This window comes from Taibaiella helva, assembly GCF_003545695.1.
Classification (GTDB): domain Bacteria; phylum Bacteroidota; class Bacteroidia; order Chitinophagales; family Chitinophagaceae; genus Taibaiella; species Taibaiella helva.
This window is the reverse complement of sequence record NZ_QUZZ01000001.1, coordinates 308,735-324,419: the sequence shown is the minus strand read 5'-3', so window position 1 is coordinate 324,419 and position 15,685 is coordinate 308,735. Positions and strand designations below refer to the sequence as shown.

The window sequence follows — 15,685 nt, the reverse complement described above, 5'->3', positions numbered from 1 at the left end:
AAGTTGTATTGAATAATTAATTTAGTGTTACAGACCGATATTCAGACCGAACATGATTGTACGGTAAGGAGGATAAACATAGTCAGATCCACCTACGAAATTCTGCTGGAGATCTTGTCCTTTGCGCGGTGTGAACACGAAAATATTCTCTGCCTGTACATAAACCCTGGCGCTGCGGAAACCTGCTGTCTTCAACCATTTATCGGGCAAGGTATAGCCCAGGTTAACATTCTTAATATTCAGGAAACTGTTGCTGGTCAGGAAGCGGGTTGACGTCCTTCCGGAAAGTTCGCTGTAGTCCATTTTAGGCACATCTGTCTGATCACCCGGTTTCTGCCAACGGTTCAGCAGATCGGTAGAATAAGCAGTACCCCAGCCACCGGCTGCCAACTGCTGGTAGACGCCATCATAGAATTTACCACCAAGACCGAAGGTAAACATGAAAGAGAAGTCGATGCCTTTGTAGTTAAGGGTATTTCTCAGAGAGCCCTCGATATCACGGTAAGGCGTACCGGCATAAACACAGTTTTGTGGTTGTTGGGCAATATTGTAGTCTGTAGTTGTTGTTCCATCAGCAAGACGCCATTGCTCCTTACCATTATCGGGATTAACACCGGCATAGTCAGGCAGGAAGTAGTTATCCCTGGGCAGGCCGTTAGCCAGAATGCTACCGCTGCCGTAGATGGTATCCTGTCCGGGTGTGGTGCTCTGGATCTGGGTCATTTTGTTACGATAGTGCCAGGCAGTCACATCAATGGTCCAGCTAAAGTTCTTAGTTACCACGGGCTTGCCATGTAACTCCAGTTCAATACCAGTATTGCGTACTGCGCCTACGTTAGCTTGTATGGCATTTACGCCAGTGGAAGGCGCCAGAGTTTGTACGAAGAGCAGATCTTTAGAACCACGCTGGTAAAAATCGGCAGTACCGGTCAGGCGTTTGTTGAACAGAGAGAAGTCAACAGCGACGTCGAAGCTATACTGGGATTCCCATTTCAAAGCAGGGTTACCGTATCCGCCGAAAGCATAACCGGAATAAGTATTGTTAGGATAATAGCTGTAAGTAGTCAGGTAAGCATAATAGTTGGAAGATCCCAGGTTTTCGTTACCGGTAATACCATAACTAGCACGCAGCTTCAATTCGTCGATCCAGGTTGTCTTACCCTTCAGGAAAGATTCTTCGCTCAACATCCAGTTACCACCAACAGAGTAGAAGTTACCCCAGCGGCCATCTTTAGCAAAGCGGGAAGTCCCATCACGACGGAAGGTAGCATTTAACGTATAGCGTTGTTTAAAGGTATAGCCTGCGAAAGCAAAATAGCTTTCAATAGCGTGGTAATCTACACTTTGAGAAGATCCGATACCATAAGCTGCTGCTGCTCCGGATTCAATTGAAGAGCCACCGAAACCAGCACGCTGCAGGTAGGAAGATTCAGCCCTTAACAGATAGTTCTCATGACCTACTGTAACGTCCAGGGAATGGTTTGCGTCATCAGGATTGAAAATACCGAAAGTGGGTTTCCACATCAGCAATTGCGTCCAGGTATAAGAAATGTTGTTGTTATTCTGCTGGGTAAGGATACCATTAAAGGGTTCGCCATCGCCAAAGAATTTGTTCTGGTAAATGCTTTGGTTACCATTGTAAGTATTTACGCTGATATTAGTACGTGCAGTGAAGTCCTTCAGGAATTTAGCTTCCAGATAACCGCTACCGAAACCACTAAAGGCTTTAGTGGTGGTATTATCATTGTAGATAGAGGCGATAACGTTCTGGTTAGTAGCGAACTGACGCACTTGTCCATACTGGGGGTTATCACCAAAGTCGTACTGAGGCTGGCCATTGGCATCGAGTACCAATGCCCCCGTATTAGGATCGTGGAGGTAGATCGGATACAGGGACGGCATCAGGCGGGTAGTCATGAAAGGGTTAGCATACGCAGATCCGTCTGCCGCAAAAGAACGCATATTATCATAAGTAACACCCAGGCTCAAACCGGAATTTAACCAGGGAGTGATCTTCGACGTAATATTCAGCCTGGTAGTGATACGATCGTAATCGGATTGCTTGAAGATACCTTTTTCATTGTTGTAACCAACAGAGAAGTAATAAGTGCTCTTATCATCGCCATTGTTTACAGACACGTTATATTTCTGACGCAGGCCAGTACGGGAAACAGCTTTCTGCCAGTCATCCTCATACAGAATAGAAGCATTGGGATTGATTTGACCGTTCTTATACACCTGATCAGCAGGTACATTAAATGTGTTGTAACCACCCAGGATCAAAGGGATAGTATTAGCATCTGCAGCACCCGCAGCAGTCTCAGGATCTGTCTGTTCAGAGTAGATGTTATACAGACCTTCCCAGGCCAGCTTATAATAATCACGTGCACTTACCCGATCATATTCCGGGATCATACGGGTAAACATACCCACCTGGGCATCAATGTTGATTATAGGCTTATCACCTTTCTTGCCTTTCTTAGTAGTGATCATGATCACACCATTGGCGCCACGAGCACCATAGATGGAAGTCGCGGAAGCGTCTTTCAATACGCTCATGGTCGCCACATCATAGGGGTTGATAGAAGATAGAGTACCATCATATACAGCACCGTCCAAAACGATCAGCGGAGAACTGCTGGCGCTCAGAGAGCCGAAGCCACGTACCAGAATGTCGGGGCTGGCGCCAGGCTGGCCACCGCCGCTGGACACGTTAACACCCGCAGCATTACCGTCCAGCGCAGAGACAATGTTAGTAATGGGCCGTGATGCGATTTGCTCGGCGGTTACAGTGCTGATAGACGACACGCTCTCACGCTTATCAATTTTTTTACCATAAATCTCAACACCTTCCAGATCTTGGCTGCTTTGCTCAACAACTACATTCACCGGAGCACTGGCATCTTTTACTTCTGTCTGGGCTTTGCCGGCAATACCGTCGATAACCAGCACCTTTTTGCCCTCTGGCAATTCCAGCTCATAATTACCGTCAATATCTGTTACAGTTCCCACTTCTGTACCTTTAACCTTAACGCTTGCGCCAGGCACACCTTCGCCTTTGCTATCTGTCACTCTTCCTTTGATCTTCTGCGATTGCGCAAATGAAGCCTGTATACTAACAGTAAAAGCTAGTATAAATAGGAGTAATGTTTTTTTCATTGCTACTAGTTAAAAAATTTTAAAATTGAAAACAGATTTAGAATGCCGGATATTTATTGGCGGCTAAGATAACCAAAAATTATCAATTAGTTAAAATAATTTTAGCAATTCAATAAATATCCGGACTTTAAATGCAAGTTCGTGATTAGCGGGCCAGCACGAATTTCTGTGTCACTTGAGCTTCATCACTGCTCACTTTGATCAGGTAAATACCATTGGCCAGTTGGGTCATATCCATCAGATATTCTCCGGAAATTGACTTCTCAATCTTATAGGTGGCCAGTGTCGCTCCGGTAATGCCTACCACATTTACGGTAAGTGCGGTGGGCTGAGCGAAATTAGTTTTCATTTTTACCAGTCCGGTACTGGGATTAGGGAAAATAGAGAAAGCATTTTTCAACTCTGCTTCTTTAATACCTACACCATCACAGGGAAGGCTAGCAGCAGCAACGGTGATTGCATTTGAGTTTGTAGGATCCAACCAATCTTTCAGACGGGTAGCAGGTGAAGAGGACTGGCCGGGTTCTGCGAAATCCCAGGCACGGAAAAATTTGCTGTACAGACCGTCTGTGCCGGCTGGCGCACAGGTGCCGGTAGCAAAGTCTCCACCGGAAAGGTCGCCAATAAGCAGGCCGTTCTTATCAAACAGGCCACTGCCAGAAGAACCGCCCTGCGTAACACCATAATCAAAGTTCATTGCCCAGTGCGTACCAGCTACGGAGTTCTGGTTAAAAGTACCGTTAGGCGTTATCTGTGTGGTCAGAGACATTTTCTTCACATCGCCGCCGGGATGATGGAAACCCCAGAAAGTATCTACGTCAGTCATGTATACAGTTGAGCTACGGTTCCATCCGGCCAAGGAAACACCCCACTCCGCAGCGGGTGTTTGTCTGAGTTCCAGGAACAGGAAGTCCTGGATCGCATCTTTGGCGCCCGCGGTACCCGAAGAAGGGTAACGGGAACGGGAACGGAAGAATGCGCCTGTTATCCTTTTACGGTTAGCCAGGGGATCACCGGTATTGGTACAACCAGGATATTGCATATTGAAGTCAAACATCCATTGTGCAAAATGATCGTCGGTTGTACCGTTTACGTTTTCACCATCGCAGTGGGCTGCTGTAAGGAAATAAGGCTTACAAACACCACCGGTGCTGTTCAGCAAAGTTCCGGAGCAGAATCCAATAAAACCTGCACCAGGAATAACGATCCTGGCTGTTGCGCTACGAGCGGCATTCTGAGCAGCGGGCACCACAGGACAAAAAGCATTGATGTGGCAGGGAGAAGAGCTGCCGATAGCCTGGTCACCATCCAGTGTAGGCTTCAGCACTACATTATCTTTAGTTTCATCAGAACTGTAGATATCCGCTACATACTCTTCGCCGCGGAACATAGCGCCTACTCTGTCGATGTGGAAGCGGATATCCTCCAGCTTAACATCAGCGTCGATATTGAGCTCAAGGTTAACGGTGCCACCCTGAATCGCTCCTGTAGCAAACAAGCCGTCGGGCGAATTGTTGCTTCGGGTGAAAGCGCCCAGCAGCTGCTTTCCGTTACCATTGGAAATGTAATAAGTTACCCCTGCAGGCAGCTGAAAATCGTTGTAATATAAGTTAACAGCCTGCACATTATTGATCTCTATCTTTGCGCGCCATATTTTACGACCATCTTTCAGGTAAGTAAACTGACCGGCTTTTGTGAGAGAAATGTCCGTATTGACCATCAGGCCGCCGAGATAAGCTCTGGGCTTACCATCCATAACGTCCTTTTCGTACTGCTTTTTTGCTGTTTCAAAATCCGGAGTGGCCAGTGTCACCGGTTTAACGGATAAAGAATTGGCCGTATTGTTCCCAACGCTCCATGGCAAACCACCTTCGCTGATTTGCGCATGTACCGCCCCCCCCATCGAACAAGCAAGAAAAACGGCTAAATAGATCTTCTTCATACATCTGTTTTTTTAATGCTCTCAATTTTTAAGCGTGTAAATATAGATATTTCCAGGAGAACCGCGTCAATGCAATTTAGATTTTTCTTTACCTTATCTCTAGGTTCTTATTAATAATAAGCTAAGATCAGGTTAATAAAACTTCATTTTCAGCTATGCTTCCACACACAATCACGGTCCCCTTTTATATAAGATGTTTCAATTTCCCATAAGGACTATTCTCTTTTCACCTTTTTTTTGATAAATTTATGTTAAAATAAGCCAATAAATAGTACTTTGCATTGCATAATACTATTTATTGGCTGTATCTTTGTATCATAAAGACAGAGCCATAATGAAACGCTTCAGGCAAATTGATTGTAACACCATAATATCTAATTGACATGAATACAGAAAACACGAGTTCGCAAATGCGTAAGGGTGTGCTGGAGTTTTGTATTCTTTCTATCATCAGAAAATCGGAAGTATATCCCTCCGATATTATTGACCGGATGAAAGCAGCAGGGCTATCTATACTTGAAGGCACTTTATACCCCCTGCTGACCCGGCTTAAGAATGCAGAGCTGCTAAGCTACCGTTGGGAAGAAAGCGCATCGGGTCCTCCCCGGAAATACTTCAGCCTCACGGAAAAAGGAGAGGCCTTCTACCTCGAACTACAGCAAACATGGCAACAGCTGGCCGATGCTGTGAACGAGCTTACCCGCGACCCTTCGTCCTGAACCTCATTCCTGAAACCAAATCTCTACCACTCACAAGTTTTAATGCTACAACAATGAACAAGATCATCAATATAAACCTGGCGGGCAGGTTGATCCCTATAGACGAATCGGCATACGAACAGCTCCGCGATTACCTCAACCGGCTCAAAATATTCTTCTCCCGCGAAGAAGGCGGCGATGAGATCGTACGGGATATGGAAGACCGTATGGGTGAGCTCTTCCAGGATAAGCTGAGCAAGGGCGCTCCCTGCATTATGGCGGCAGACATCACCGATATGATCGCCATCATGGGCAGCCCGGAGCAGATCGAAAGCGAAGCCGGCGAAGAAGAATCCGGAAAGAGCAACCGCAAAGAAGAGCGCCATGCCCCCGGCAGCCAGGCACGCCCGCCCTTCAGCCGCAGCCGCAGCGAGAAGCTGGTTGGCGGCGTATGTGGCGGCATTGCCGCTCACTTCAATATCGATCCTACCGTTGTCCGCATCGCTTTTATCCTCATCACACTGGCCTGGGGAGCAGGCCTGCTGGTGTACTTTTTGCTGTGGGCCCTGCTTCCCGAAAGCGACAGCAGCACCCCCACGGTCCGACGCCGGCTATACCGTAACCCGCGGCAAAAAGTAGTGGGCGGCGTATGTTCGGGTATCGCTGCCTACGCCAATATTGATCCCATTATTCCCCGCATTATCTTCGCAGCCCCCCTGCTGGGCATTATCTTCTTCAGCATCCTGGGCAATGGCATGTTCTTCCAGTCCATCTTCTCGCTGATGGTCGGCGGCCTGCCCACGCTGGTAGTGCTGTACATTATCTTATGGGCTTCTCTTCCGGAGGCCAATACAGTGGCCGAAAAGCTGGAAATGCGCGGAGAAAAGGTAGATATACACAACCTCAGCCAGGCCATTAAAGGCGGCGAGACCGACAGGATTGCCCCGCCGAAAAGGTCGGGCCTGGCACAGCTGATCGCCGTGCTGGTCAAAGTATTCGTATTCCTTATTCTCGGTACGGTATTGATTACACTCGCAGGTGTTATTATCGCAGTACTTGCGGCTTTGTTCGGGCTAGCTACCTCTTCTGTTTTCATTTTCCCTTTCAGTGCGCTCATTACCGAAAGCCCCGTCCAGCGTACAGTGCTCTGGATCTGTGTTGCTCTCACCCTCATCATCCCTTTCATTGCAGTGATCCGCCTGCTGGTCAGGATGATCACCGGTCGTAAATTGGCTGGGAACAAATGGGTAACCGGAACCTTTACCCTGCTGTTTATTGCCGGTATATTCGGCCTGTTCTGGGTGAGCACTTCCATCGCTTCCGACTTTAAGGTATCCTACAGCAATGCCTACCCACTCAGCCTCAATCAGCCGATCAACGATACGTTGATCATCAGGCAAAGCCTGCAGGATGAGAATGGGGAGATCGAACAGGACGAGGACGATCATGAGCATGAAGGTATCCGCTTCCGCGACGACAGCACCGTGGCCATCAGCAATATCAGCCTCCGGATCACCGCCAGCAAAGACAGCCTCTATCATCTTATTATAAAGAAAAGTGCCCGCGGCCGCAGTGTAAGCCGGGCAAAAGCCCTGGCCCTTCCCCTGGAATTCCATTACCGCCAGGAAGGCAATGTGCTTTACCTGCCACAGGACTTTACACTTCCCCATGGCGATCCCTTCCGTGCCCAGAAGCTGAGAGTAGAGCTGCAGGTGCCCACAGGCAAGGTATTCCGTATTGAGAATCTTACCAGCGCTTACCATATCGACCGCGATTTTGAAATGCGCCCCGGCCGGTTCCGCTACAGCACTAAAGAATACAACGATTGGGACGAAGATGTTTATTATAAAATGGGCCCCTCCGGCGTAGAGGGCGATCCGGCTAATAAAGAAGACGGGGCGCAAAACGCCGGTGACGACGATACGGACACTACGGACAGGTGATCCTTCGCCGCGAGGCCAACAATGTGGTAGTAGTTTTTACCTGGGGTGTATTCTTACACCCCTTTTTCATGACCTTACTTGTATATTTGAATGAAATAACGGATTATGAAACCATTGCTTTTTATGCTGCTGTGCCTCCTGCTTTGCACCGCTTCACGCGGCCAGGCCCAAAACGTACGGCGTGATGACGCGGCCATACGGAAGGTGCTCGATCTCCAATCGGCAGCATGGAACCGTGGCGATATCGAAGACTATATGGCAGGCTACTGGCATAGCGACTCCCTGACCTTTATTGGTAAAAAAGGGATTACCTATGGCTGGCAGCCCACCCTGGACAATTACCGGAAAAGCTATCCCGGCAAAGAAGCCATGGGCAGGCTACGCTTCGATATCCTGCAGCTGAAGCTGCTTTCGGCCCGCTACAGCCAGGTAACCGGCCGCTGGCGACTGCAACGCAAAACCGGCGATCTTGAAGGTTATTTTACTTTACTCTTTGAAAAGATAAACGGGCAATGGCTCATTATATCTGACCACAGCAGCTGAATGTAGGGGAACGACACTAAAAAAGCCGGCGGGGCCTGTTAAGATCCCGCCGGCCTTTATTATCGGAATAGTTATTATACCTGCCTGTTGCCATCGAAGGCTTCCAGCTCGTTGGCCACAGCAGTAAGGAAGCTGGCGCCCAGTGAGCCATCTACGATGCGGTGGTCGTAGCTTAGCGAGAGATACATCATATGACGGATTGCGATCACATCGCCTTCAGCCGTTTCCAGCACCATGGGACGCTTCTTGATGCTACCCACAGCCAGGATCGCTACCTGCGGCTGGTTGATAATGGGCGTACCCATCAGGCTACCGAAGGTACCCACGTTGGTAAGGGTAAACGTACCGCCCTGGGTATCGTCGGCTTTCAGCTTATTGCTGCGTGCCGCAGTAGCTAGGCTGTTTACATCTTTGGTTAGTCCCAGCAGATTTTTCGTATCGGCGCTTTTGATTACCGGAACGATCAGGTTGCCGCTGGGCAACGCCGCAGCCATACCGATATTGATATCTTTCTTGATGATGATCTTATCGCCGTCGACGCTGGCATTGATCATCGGGTATTTCTTAATGCAATTCACGATCGCCTCGATGAAGATCGGGGTGAAGGTGATCTTTTCACCATACTTGGTTTCAAAAGCCTTCTTGTTCTTATCCCGCCATTTTACCAGGTTGGTCACATCGGCCTCGGTAAAGCTGGTTACGTGCGGTGAGGTCGCCTTGCTGCGCACCATGTGATCCGCAATCAGCTTGCGCATACGGTCCATCTCCACGATCTCTACATTGCCACCATAGCTAGCAGCAGGTTGCGGTGTATGGGTTATCGCAGTAGTGGTGGCTGCCGGAGCGGCCTGTGGTGCGGGCTGCTGGGCTGCGGGTTGGGCCTGGGTTGCGGGTACAGCGCCGCGGGAAGCCACATAGGTCAGGATGTCTTTTTTGGTCACACGGCCTTCGTTACCGGTACCGGGAATATTTTCCAGCTCGGCCATACCGATGCCTTCTTTAGCAGCTATATTGAGCACCAGCGGTGAGTAGAAGCGGTTGCCGCCTGAAGCGATGCTGGCTGCAGGTTGTGGCTGAGGAGCAGCGGCAGGCTGAGCGGCGACTTGCGACGGCGGCGCGGCAGGAGCCCCGTTGCCGGCTGCAGCAGCCGAATCGATACGGGCAATGACAGTACCCACAGGTACTACGTCATTTTCTTTAAACAGGATCTCGGTAATGGTACCGGCGGCAGTAGAAGGCACCTCGCTGTCTACCTTGTCGGTAGCGATCTCCAGAACGGTTTCATCCATTTTCACCTGGTCACCGGGTTGCTTGTGCCACTTTAATACCGTGGCTTCCATTATACTTTCACCCATTTTGGGCATTACTAAATCGACGATTGCCATAAACGTATTTTTCAAAAGACAGTGCAAAAGTAATCATTTGCGGCTGTGTGTGCAAACACGGCTGTGAAACAGACAAAAGCTAAACAAAAATTGCTTATCTACGAAAATTTCGTAGAATTGCGAAATATTCGTAGAAAATGGAACGATTATCCCCCACCGAAGAAGAAGCAATGCAGGCTATATGGCATACAGGAGGCGGCTTCATCCGCGATTTCGTGAACGCTATGAAGGAGCCTCCACCCTATACCACTATTGCCTCTACGGTAAAGAACCTGGAGCGGAAAGGGTTTGTGAAAAGTAGAAGGATGGCCAACAGCTACTGGTACCAGCCGACGATCAGCATTGAAACCTATAACCGGAATCATTTTGCTCATATTGTGAAAGACTACTTCTCCAATTCCTACAAAGAGGTTGTTAGCTTTTTTGCACGGGAACAAAAGATATCGCCGGAAGAGCTGAAAGAGATCATCGTGATGATCGAGCAAAAGAAATGACGGTTTCATCACCCTTTAAATCAAAACTATGCCGGTCCTTTTTGCCTTATTCAAGATACATATGGTGCTCTGCGCCGGCATCAATATTTAACGGCGAAACGGCCACAGCGCAATAAGGCAAGGCTGTTAAAAATAGCCTCATCAGGTAATTACGAAATAATAGCAGCCCGTCTTGGCCTGCAAAGGACTGTTCCGGAAGCAGGAACAGCCTTTCTGCATATTTTCAGCCGGGGGTACTCCTGCCTGGTCAGGCAGCCGTTGTTATCCTTTAATCATCAAATCCCTGTCGTTCGTTCGCCGCTGCCGATAAAATTGTATTTTCACACTCTCTTTATGAAAGCAATCATACCGGTGGCCGGAGCCGGCACCAAACTGAGACCACATACTTATACCCAGCCCAAAGCATTAATGCCTATGGCTGGGAAAACTATCCTGAGCGTGATCGTAGATGCCCTGCTCGACAAAGGCATTGACGAATATATTTTCATCATCGGCTACCTGGGCGACAAGATCCAGGACTACGTGCTACGCACTTATCCCGGTCTGCGCTGCACTTTTGTAACGCAGAATGACCGCCGCGGCACCGGCCACGCCATATGGCTTACCCGCGATGCAGTAAAGAACGACGAGGTGCTGATCGTATTCGGCGATACCATTTGCGATTTCGATATTGATACCGTATTGCAGAGCGAGACTTCGCAGATCGGCATACGGCGGGTAGACGATCCCCGCAGCTTCGGTGTAGCTGAAGTAGATGAGACCAACCGCGTGCTGAAAGTAGTGGAGAAGCCGCTCATCCCCAAGTCCAATATGGCCATGGTGGGCGTGTATAAGATCAAAGAGACCAATGCCCTGTTCAGCGCGCTGGATGCTTACCTGCACAACCGTGCAGATGCCGACGGCGAATACCACCTGACCCATGCCCTGCAGCATATGATCGAGCAAGGCATTGTATTCAAAGCTTTCAAGGTCAACAACTGGTTTGACTGCGGAAAAAAAGAGACTTTGCTGGAAACCAACGCCACCCTGCTGAAGACCATGAGCGAGCAGCCGGGCTATACTGTACCTGAGTTTCCCGATACCGTGATCATTCCACCTGTTAATATTGCCAGCGGCTGCAAGATCGCGCACTCGATCATTGGCCCGTCGGTATCGATAGGCGAAAATACCACGATCCGCTCTTCCATTATCCGCAACAGCATCATCGGCTCTTTTGCCGAGTTGGACGAGGTAGTGCTGAAATCTTCCATCATCGGCAGCGATGCTTATGTACACGGCATGAGCCAGAGCCTGAACATAGGCGACAATACGGACATTGACCTGGGCTAGACCTCTCCCCGATTTTCCAAAGATTAATTTGTGTTACCGCTATGACATTCCAGAACAGGATCACTAAGCTTTTCAATATTGAGTACCCTATAGTACAGGCCGGTATGATATGGGCCTCGGGCTGGCGCCTGGCTTCGGCCGTAAGCAATGCCGGCGGGCTGGGCCTTATCGGCGCCGGTAGCATGTATCCCGATACATTACTCGAACATATCCGCAAGTGTAAAGCAGCTACAGACAAGCCTTTCGGCGTGAACCTGCCCTTGCTCTACCCCGATATCGACCAGCATGTGAAGCATATCCTGGAAGAAAGGGTGCCTATCGTATTTACCTCGGCCGGTAACCCCAAAACCTGGACACAGACCCTGAAGAACGAAGGCATTACTGTAGTACATGTGGTGTCCAGCGCCAAATTTGCGCTCAAGAGCCAGGATGCCGGCGTAGACGCGGTTGTAGCCGAAGGCTTTGAGGCCGGGGGACACAACGGGCGGGAAGAGACGACAACCCTTTGCCTGATCCCGCAGGTACGGCAAGCCATAGATATCCCGCTGATTGCTGCCGGCGGTATCGGCACAGGCAAAGCCATGTTTGCCGTAATGGCACTGGGTGCGGAAGGTGCGCAGGTGGGCAGCCGCTTCGTCTGCAGCCCTGAAGCCTCCTCCCACGATAACTTTAAAACGGCCATCGTTAAAGCAGGCGAAGGCGATACCATGCTGTCGTTGAAAAGGCTTACCCCTGTACGGCTCATCAGGAACCACTTCTACCAGGTGGTGAGCGAAGCCGAAGCCCGCGGCGCCAGCAACGAAGAGCTGGTGCAGCTCCTGGGCAGGGCCCGGGCCAAGCTCGGTATGTTTGAAGGCGACCTCGAAGAAGGTGAGCTGGAGATCGGGCAGGTGAGCGGACAGATCAACGACATCAAGCCTGCTGCAGAGATCGTGCAGGACCTGTGGAACGAATTCTGCGCCACCAAGGAGCAACCTTTTTATCAGCCGGCAGTAAGACCGGTGATATAGCCAGGACATCCGATGGCTAGAAGTTCGGATTACAGGGCTCCGTAGGAGCCAAATGTTTGTAGCGCCAGCATGAACAAACATAAATTGCTCCGTAGGAGCAAAACCAAGGTTGCTAGGCAGAATATGTATCCAACCGCCGTTCAGGCCGTTGCACGTCCCGACCGGCCTGGCCATGCAGCTGCGGTACAAACTCAACCTAAGCACTGAAGCATTCCATCTTCTGGGTTCTGAACCGATGCCCCGGATTTTCCTTAGGACATACCTATATCGTATCCTCAACTTTTCGCTTGATCCTGAGAAACGAGTAGAAAGTGCGCTTTTTATTGAAAACAGCTTTGCCGTTTTAAGATCATCCCTACCTTTGTCCCCACAAAATCTTTATCCGCAATGACCGCCTCCGATTATCAGCATACGGTCGCCGAGCGCCTGATGCGCTATGTGCAGATCGACACCCAAAGTGATCCTTATTCCACCGCACAACCTTCTACCGAAAAGCAGAAGAACCTGAGCAAGCTGCTGGTAGACGAACTGAAAGCCATCGGCATTGCAGATGCTGAGCTCGATGACAAAGGCGTTGTTTACGGCACCATACCGGCCAATACCGATGCCGAGGTACCCGTACTCTGCTTCTGCGCCCACGTAGATACTTCGCCCGATTGCAGCGGCGAAAACGTGAAGCCTATCCTGCACCGTCAATACGACGGTAGCGATATTGTGCTGCCCGATGATAACAGTGTGGTCATTTCAACCAACAATCACCCCTACCTTAAAGAAAGGATCGGCGACGATATTATTACTGCATCGGGGCTTACCCTGCTGGGCGCCGACGACAAAGCCGGTGTAGCGGTTATCATGGATGCCGCGCAATACCTGATGGAACACCCTGAAGTAAAGCACGGAAAGATCCGCATCCTGTTCACACCCGACGAAGAGATCGGCCATGGGGTCGATGGGGTCGATATGAAAAAGCTGGGCGCCGATTTCGGCTACACCCTCGATGGCGGCGAAAGAGGCCACCTGGAAGGCGAAAGCTTCTCTGCCGACGGTGTCAGCATCACCATACATGGCATCAGCGCCCATCCCGGCTATGCCAAAGGCAAGCTGGTGAATGCGGCCAAGATTGCCGGCGCTTTCCTCGCCGCTTTACCCGGCGACAGCTGGAGTCCCGAGACCACCAGCGGCAGAGAAGGCTTCGTACACCCGGTGCACATTGAAGGCGGCGCCGAAAAGACCCGGATCGACTTTATTATCCGCGATCACATTACGGCGAAGCTGGCAGAATACGAAAGCCGGCTGGAAGGTATTCTTAAAGAGATCGTTGCCGCTTATCCCGGTGCACGGTACGAGTTCCAGGTCAGAGAACAATACCGCAATATGAAGGAAGTGCTGGACCAGCACCCCAAAGTGATGGCCCATGCCGAAGAAGCTTACCGCCGCACAGGCATTGCGCCAGAGCGCATCAGCATCCGCGGCGGTACCGACGGCTCGCGCCTGTCCTTTATGGGCCTGCCCTGCCCTAATATCTTTACCGGGGAAATGGGCATTCACTCCAAGCAGGAATATGTGAGCGTGCAGGATATGGAGAAGGCTGCAGAGATCTGCATTCACCTGGCGCAGATCGTTACGGAATAATTTTCTTTTACGTGTCTAAGCCCTCCGAAGCCGTTTCCGGAGGGCTTTTCTCTTTAAGGCCCCTATTGTAAGTTTCTATAATAGATAAACACCGATTGCGCTAACTTTGCGGGCTTAAAAACCAGGTATTCGCCTGCCCGTAATTATTCATGGATCATCTTAAACGCCTTCAACAGGAGATCGCTCCCCTACAGCAACAGCTGGTACAGCACCCGGTATACCGGCAGATCGCTTCGCTGGAACACCTGCAGCAATTCATGCAGCATCATGTCTTCGCCGTATGGGACTTTATGTCCCTGCTGAAAGCCCTGCAACGGGCGCTCACCTGTGTAGACCTTCCCTGGGTGCCCCGGGGCGATGCCGAAACCCGCTACCTGATCAACGAGATCGTAACAGGAGAAGAAAGCGATGTAGACGAGCAGGGCCGGCGACACAGCCATTTTGAGCTTTACCTTGAAGCGATGGCGCAGTCCGGCAGCGATACGGTGCCCGTAAGGCAGCTGCTGGTCTTGCTTGCCGCCGGGAAAGATCTGCAGGAAGCCCTTGAAGAGAGCGGCGCACCGGAAGCCGCTGTCGATTTTGTGCGCAACACCTTCGAAGTAATCGGCAGTAACAAGCCCCACCTTCAGGCCGCGGTATTTACCTTCGGCCGGGAAGACCTGATCCCGCAGATGTTCCTTTCTTTTGTGAACAGCCTGCATGCGCAGGCCCCGGAACAGATCGGCATTTTCAAATATTATTTAGAGCGCCATATTGAAGTGGACGGCGATCATCATGCCCACCTGGCCCATCGCATGACGGCCTCGCTCTGCGGTACATCTGAGTCCCGCTGGCAGGAGGCTACCGAAGCCGTAATCAAAGCCCTGGAATGCCGTATCCGGCTCTGGGATGGAATTTCAGCCTCCTTTGCTTCAATAGGCACAACACAAACTATAACTGTATGATGGAGTTGTTGATCGCTGACATCGGCAAGGAAGTAGTGCTGAGCAAAGCGGAAGAAGATATCATTAAAGCTTCGTTCATTGTAAAAAAACTCCGTAAGCGCCAATACCTGATGCAGTTTGGCGAGGTCTTCCGTCATCTCTTTTTTGTAGAGAAAGGTATGCTTCGTGCTTACCTCAAAGGAGAGAAGGATATGGAGCATGTGATCCAGTTTGCCCCCGAGGGCAGCTGGATCCCCGATAGCTTTCACCAGCTGGAAGATATGGAGGCCCTGTACAATATCGATGCGCTGGAACATTCGGAAGTACTCCTTATCGACCGGGAAATTTACCAGAAGCTGCTGGTGCAGGTACCCAAGCTTGAAAAATATTTCCGGGTGGCCATGCAGAAAAGGCTTCGTGCCCTGCACATGCGCGTCATCAATTACCTCACTCATTTTGCCGAGGATAAGTACCGCATGTTCGTGAACACCTATCCGGATATTGTGCAAAGAGTACCGCAACATATGATCGCCTCCTACCTGGGCATCAAGCCGGAAACCCTGAGCCGTAACCGGAAAAAAATGGCGACCCGCAGGAAAGAGCCTGCCCTGGAAAGCAAAGCCTGAG

The 15,685-nt window shown here is 50.2% G+C and carries 12 protein-coding genes; 9 read left to right on the top strand and 3 right to left on the bottom strand.

What is annotated here, in order from left to right; genetic code table 11:
• Positions 1-27: 27 nt before the first annotated feature.
• Positions 28-3,159, bottom strand: coding sequence for a SusC/RagA family TonB-linked outer membrane protein (locus tag DZC79_RS01375; protein WP_118949749.1), 3,132 nt, complete (start codon positions 3,157-3,159; stop codon positions 28-30).
• A gap of 145 nt (positions 3,160-3,304) precedes the next feature.
• Positions 3,305-5,101, bottom strand: a complete 1,797-nt coding sequence (locus tag DZC79_RS01370) for a T9SS type A sorting domain-containing protein (RefSeq protein WP_118949748.1) — start codon at positions 5,099-5,101, stop codon at positions 3,305-3,307.
• 383 nt (positions 5,102-5,484) lie between these two features.
• Here DZC79_RS01370 and DZC79_RS01365 point away from each other — a divergent pair, with 383 nt between their 5' ends.
• The 3 genes from DZC79_RS01365 to DZC79_RS01355 all read left to right on the top strand — a co-directional run bounded on the left by DZC79_RS01365 (position 5,485) and on the right by DZC79_RS01355 (position 8,285).
• A complete protein-coding gene (locus DZC79_RS01365; RefSeq protein ID WP_118949747.1) occupies positions 5,485-5,820 on the top strand; it encodes a PadR family transcriptional regulator in 336 nt (111 codons plus the stop codon).
• 53 nt (positions 5,821-5,873) lie between these two features.
• Positions 5,874-7,742, top strand: a complete 1,869-nt coding sequence (locus DZC79_RS01360; protein WP_198666720.1) for a PspC domain-containing protein — start codon at positions 5,874-5,876, stop codon at positions 7,740-7,742.
• Positions 7,743-7,847: 105 nt separating this feature from the next.
• Positions 7,848-8,285 carry a YybH family protein gene (locus DZC79_RS01355; RefSeq protein ID WP_118949745.1) on the top strand — a complete coding sequence of 146 codons (438 nt, stop codon included), beginning with the start codon at positions 7,848-7,850 and terminating at the stop codon, positions 8,283-8,285.
• Between the two features lie 74 nt (positions 8,286-8,359).
• Here the strand turns inward: DZC79_RS01355 and DZC79_RS01350 are convergent, their stop codons facing one another.
• On the bottom strand, positions 8,360-9,670 hold the full coding sequence (locus DZC79_RS01350; protein ID WP_118949744.1) for a dihydrolipoamide acetyltransferase family protein: 1,311 nt from the start codon (positions 9,668-9,670) through the stop codon (positions 8,360-8,362).
• A gap of 137 nt (positions 9,671-9,807) precedes the next feature.
• Here DZC79_RS01350 and DZC79_RS01345 point away from each other — a divergent pair, with 137 nt between their 5' ends.
• The 6 genes from DZC79_RS01345 (at position 9,808) to DZC79_RS01320 (ending at position 15,684) form a co-directional block, all read left to right on the top strand.
• Positions 9,808-10,164, top strand: a complete 357-nt coding sequence (locus DZC79_RS01345; protein WP_118949743.1) for a BlaI/MecI/CopY family transcriptional regulator — start codon at positions 9,808-9,810, stop codon at positions 10,162-10,164.
• Positions 10,165-10,497: 333 nt separating this feature from the next.
• Positions 10,498-11,493: a sugar nucleotidyltransferase gene (locus DZC79_RS01340; RefSeq protein ID WP_118949742.1), complete on the top strand. Its 996-nt coding sequence runs from the start codon at positions 10,498-10,500 to the stop codon at positions 11,491-11,493.
• 41 nt (positions 11,494-11,534) lie between these two features.
• Entirely contained in the window at positions 11,535-12,503 is a 969-nt protein-coding gene (locus DZC79_RS01335; protein WP_118949741.1) for an NAD(P)H-dependent flavin oxidoreductase, read from the top strand.
• Positions 12,504-12,890: 387 nt separating this feature from the next.
• Positions 12,891-14,135, top strand: a complete 1,245-nt coding sequence (pepT, locus tag DZC79_RS01330) for a peptidase T (protein WP_118949740.1) — start codon at positions 12,891-12,893, stop codon at positions 14,133-14,135.
• Positions 14,136-14,284: 149 nt separating this feature from the next.
• Positions 14,285-15,079 (top strand): DUF3050 domain-containing protein, encoded by a 795-nt coding sequence (locus DZC79_RS01325; protein ID WP_118949739.1) that lies wholly within the window; start codon positions 14,285-14,287, stop codon positions 15,077-15,079.
• On the top strand, positions 15,076-15,684 hold the full coding sequence (locus DZC79_RS01320) for a Crp/Fnr family transcriptional regulator (protein WP_118949738.1): 609 nt from the start codon (positions 15,076-15,078) through the stop codon (positions 15,682-15,684). The genes DZC79_RS01325 and DZC79_RS01320 overlap by 4 nt, the downstream gene beginning before the upstream one ends.
• Position 15,685 lies beyond the last annotated feature (1 nt).